A 4,394-nucleotide genomic window follows, 5' to 3' on the forward strand; every position below is an offset into this window, starting at 1 on the left:
CCCGGTAAGGGGTCGCCCGCCTCATCGTCAACCCGCAGGGGGTTCCCCTCGGTCCCTCGGTGACGGCAGCGGCCGGCCCCTTCCTGATGGCGTCGGCGGGACGGTTTCCGCGCAAGGATTGGAGGATAAACCCATGGCAAGCACGCAGCGGCCTTATCACCCGGATGACATTGTCGTTTGGCCGGACGGCACTTGGGCGACGCTTGGGGAAGTCTGGGCCGGTGACTTTGGCTGGATGTCTGACGACTACGAGATCGTGCGCGCGGACGATGTCGAACGGCTGAAGGCGCTGAACCTCGCGGACGATCTCGGCCCCCCCTGAGAGGGAGAGGAAGGCCGGGACGGGTTTGAGCCGGCGCGGTCGAGAGAGAGCGCCGTGCGGCTCGATCCCGTTCCGCTCTCCCGAGGTTCCCGTCATGACCCCCGTCTCCGCATCCGCGGCGCCCGCTGCCGCGCCGCTCCCGCTCGCCGAAACCGATGCCGCTGGCGCCATCTTCGCCGCCGCCGGCCTGTTGCTTCCCCATCTCGAACGCGGCGAGCGTATCGACGCGCCAAAGCTGCGCGCGGCAATGGAAGCCGCATACGGCGCCTCGGACGCCACCGGCGCCTGGGACTGGAAGATGGCCTACGATGCCTGCGAGGCGGCCACTGTCCTGTTCCTCCGCAAATACGGAAAGGCGCTCTTCCGCAAAGCCGCGTCTCCGGCTCTCCGGCTTTCCGCCTTGTCGAAGATCGCCGGGCTCATGCCGACGCATACCCGCCGCTCCGAGGAGGCGCAGACCTTCCAGCAGTTCTCCACGCCGATTCCTCTCGGCCTGATCGCGGCCACGGCCGCCGCCATCACGCCGACCGACCGTGTGCTGGAGCCTTCGGCCGGCACCGGGCTGCTCGCCATTCTGGGCGAGATAGCCGGCGCCTCGCTCATCCTCAACGAACTGGCCGAGACGCGCGCGGGACTTCTTTCCTCCCTCTTTCCGGCCGTTCCCGTCACCCGCTTCGATGCTGCCCAGATCGACGACCATCTCGACGCCGGCGCCGTGCCGAGCGTGGTGCTGATGAACCCGCCCTTCTCGGTCATGGCCAATGTCGAGGGCCGCGTCGCCGACGCCGCCTGGCGTCACATCGCCTCGGCGCTGGCGCGCCTGGCGCCCGGCGGGCGGCTGGTGACGATCACCGGGGCCAGCCTCGCCCCTGACAATGCAGTCCGGACGCCAGCCTTCACCCGCCTGCAGGAACGCGGCCGCGTCGTCTTCTCCGCGGCAATAGACGGCTCGGTCTATGCCAAGCACGGGACGACCTTCCCGACGCGCCTCACCGTCATCGACAAGCTGCCAGCGGACGATCCTGCCGTGTTCCCTGCCGCTCTCGGAGTCGCGCCGGATGCCGCGACGCTGCTCGAATGGGTCGAGGAGCATGTGCCGCCGCGGCTTTCCGTCGAGATGCCCGCAGGCGCATCGCCGATACCGTCTCCGGGCGCACCCCGCACTGTGCGCGGCTATCTTGCTCGCACCGCGAGGACGGCACCGCGGCCGCCGATCGGAGATCCCGAGGCTGTCGACCTCGCCTACGAGGCTGTCGATTGGAAGGTCGCCGAGGGCGGTCACATCACCGACGCCATCTACGAGGACTATAGCCTTCAGGCGATCCGTATTCCCGGCTCTCAGGCTCACCCGACCCAGCTCGTGCAATCGGCGGCGATGGCGAGCGTTGCGCCGCCCAGGCCGAGCTACCGGCCGCGACTGCCACAAAATGTCCTCGACCTGCTGTCGGACGCGCAGCTCGAAACCGTCATCTATGCCGGAGAGGCCCACTCCGAACATCTCGCCGGCGCCTGGACGGTCGACGACACCTTCGACGTGGTGAGCGCCGCCGCCGATGACGCCGCAGGCGCCGTACGCTTCCGTCAGGGCTTTTTCGTCGGCGACGGCACCGGCGTCGGCAAGGGCCGTGAATCCGCCGCCATCATTCTCGACAACTGGATGCAGGGTCGCCGCAAGGCCGTCTGGATCTCGAAGTCCGACAAGCTGATCGAGGATGCCCAACGCGACTGGTCGGCGCTCGGCATGGAGCGCCTGCTGATCACGCCGCTGTCGCGCTTCCCACAGGGCAAGCCGGTGACGCTGGCGGAGGGCATCCTATTCACCACCTACGCCACGCTGCGCTCCGACGATCGCGGCGAGAAGGTTTCACGGGTCAAGCAGATCGTCGAATGGTTGGGTTCCGATTTCGATGGAGCCATCATCTTCGACGAGGCCCACGCCATGCAGAACGCCGTCGGCGCCAAGGGCGAACGGGGCGACGCCGCCCCCTCGCAGCAGGGCCGCGCGGGCCTGCGGCTGCAGCATGCCCTGCCGAATGCGCGCATCGTCTACGTTTCGGCCACCGGCGCCACCACCGTCCACAACCTCGCCTATGCCCAGCGGCTCGGCCTTTGGGGCGGCGAGCATTTTCCTTTTTCGACGCGGGCCGAATTCGTCGAGGCGATCGAGGCCGGCGGCGTCGCGGCGATGGAGGTGCTGGCGCGCGACCTCAGGGCGCTCGGCCTCTATACGGCCCGCTCGCTTTCCTTCAACGGCGTCGAATACGAGCTGGTCGAGCACGAGCTGACGCCCGAACAGGTGCGCATCTACGACGCCTATGCGGGCGCGTTCGGCATCATCCATAACAACCTCGATGCGGCCATGCAGGCCGCCAACGTCACCGGCAGCTCCGGAACGCTGAACGCCCAGGCCAAGTCGGCCGCCCGCAGCGCCTTCGAGTCGGCCAAGCAGCGCTTCTTCGGGCATCTCCTGACGTCGATGAAGACGCCGACCTTGGTCCGGTCGATCACGCGCGATCTCGAGGACGGCCACGCGGCCGTCATCCAGATCGTCTCGACCGGCGAGGCGCTGATGGAACGGCGTCTGGCCGAGCTGCCGACCGAGGAGTGGAACGACGTTCGCGTCGACATCACGCCGCGCGAATATGTCCTCGACTATCTCGCCCACTCTTTTCCGGTGCAGCTCTACGAGCCGTTCACCGACTCGGAAGGCAATCTATCCTCGCGTCCGGTCTATCGCGACGGCCAGCCGGTCGAGAGCCGAGAGGCGGTCGCCCGCCGCGACGAGCTGATCGCGAGGCTCGCCAGCCTGCCTCCGGTTCCAGGAGCGCTTGACCAGATCGTGCAGCATTTCGGAACGGATGTCGTGGCCGAGGGCACCGCCCGCTCCCGCCATATCGTCCGCAAAGGTGAGCGCCTCGTGGTCGAGAACCGTGCCGGCTCGGCCAATCTCGCCGAAACGCAGTCCTTCATGGACGATCAGAAGCGCATTCTGGTGTTCAGCGATGCCGGCGGGACAGGTCGCAGCTATCACGCCGAGCTCTCGGCCAGGAACACGCGGCTGCGCGTCCACTATCTTCTCGAGGCCGGCTGGAAGGCCGACACGGCCATCCAGGGGCTGGGCCGCACGCACCGCACCAACCAGGCGCAGCCACCGCTCTTTCGGCCGATCTCAACCAATGTGAAGGCTGAAAAGCGCTTCCTCTCGACGATCGCCCGCCGCCTCGACACGCTGGGCGCTATCACCCGCGGCCAGCGCCAGACCGGCGGCCAGGGCCTGTTCCGCCCCGAGGACAACCTCGAAAGCCAATATGCCCGCGACGCCTTGCGACAGCTCTATCTGCTGATCGTGCGCGGCAAGATCGAGGGCTGCTCGCTTGAGCGTTTCGAGGCGGCCACGGGGCTCAAGCTCACAGATGCCAATGGCATCAAGGACGAGCTACCGCCGATCACCACCTTCCTCAACCGGCTGCTGGCGCTCACCATCGAGATGCAGGGAGTTCTCTTTGGCGCCTTCGAGCAGTTGCTCGCGGCAAGGATCGAGGGCGCCATCGCCTCGGGCGCCTACGACGCCGGGCTGGAGACGCTCAGGGCCGAGAGCTTCGTCGTCACCGATCGGCAGGTGATCTACACCCACCCACGCACCGGCGCCGAAACGCGCCTGCTGACGATTGCCGAGCGCAAGCGCAACCGGCCTGTCACGCTCGACGGTGCGCTCGATCATCTCCGCGATCCGCGCGCCAAGCTGCTTATCAACGAGAAGTCGGGCCGGGCTGCTGTCCAAATCCCCACCACAAGCGTCATGCTCGACGATGGCGATATCGAGCGGCGCGTCCGCCTGATCCGGCCGATGGAAGCCCAGAACATGCCCCTCAAGGCCATGGGCGAAACCCGCTGGACCGAAGCCGACCGCGATACTTTCGCCACTGCCTGGACGACCGAAACCGCCGAGGTGCCGGAGTTCACCGACTCGGTCCTGCACATGGTCACCGGCTTGCTTCTGCCGATCTGGAAGCGCCTGCCGACCGAGTCGACGCGGGTCTATCGGCTTCAGACCGACCAAGGCGAGCGCATC

General features: G+C 67.4%; 2 protein-coding genes. Both read left to right on the forward strand.

Translation table 11 applies throughout. From position 1 onward, the window contains the following. Nucleotides 1-133 precede the first annotated feature (133 nt). Nucleotides 134-322, forward strand: coding sequence for a hypothetical protein (locus EOA86_RS23935; RefSeq protein ID WP_128343927.1), 189 nt, complete (start codon nucleotides 134-136; stop codon nucleotides 320-322). Between the two features lie 94 nt (nucleotides 323-416). Then, on the forward strand, nucleotides 417-4,394 hold a 3,978-nt coding region (locus EOA86_RS23940), incomplete at its 3' end, for a strawberry notch family protein (RefSeq protein WP_128343928.1).

The sequence above is a fragment of the Mesorhizobium sp. M5C.F.Ca.IN.020.32.2.1 genome, from assembly GCF_004023105.1.
In the GTDB taxonomy this organism is placed as follows: Bacteria; Pseudomonadota; Alphaproteobacteria; order Rhizobiales; family Rhizobiaceae; genus Mesorhizobium; species Mesorhizobium wenxiniae.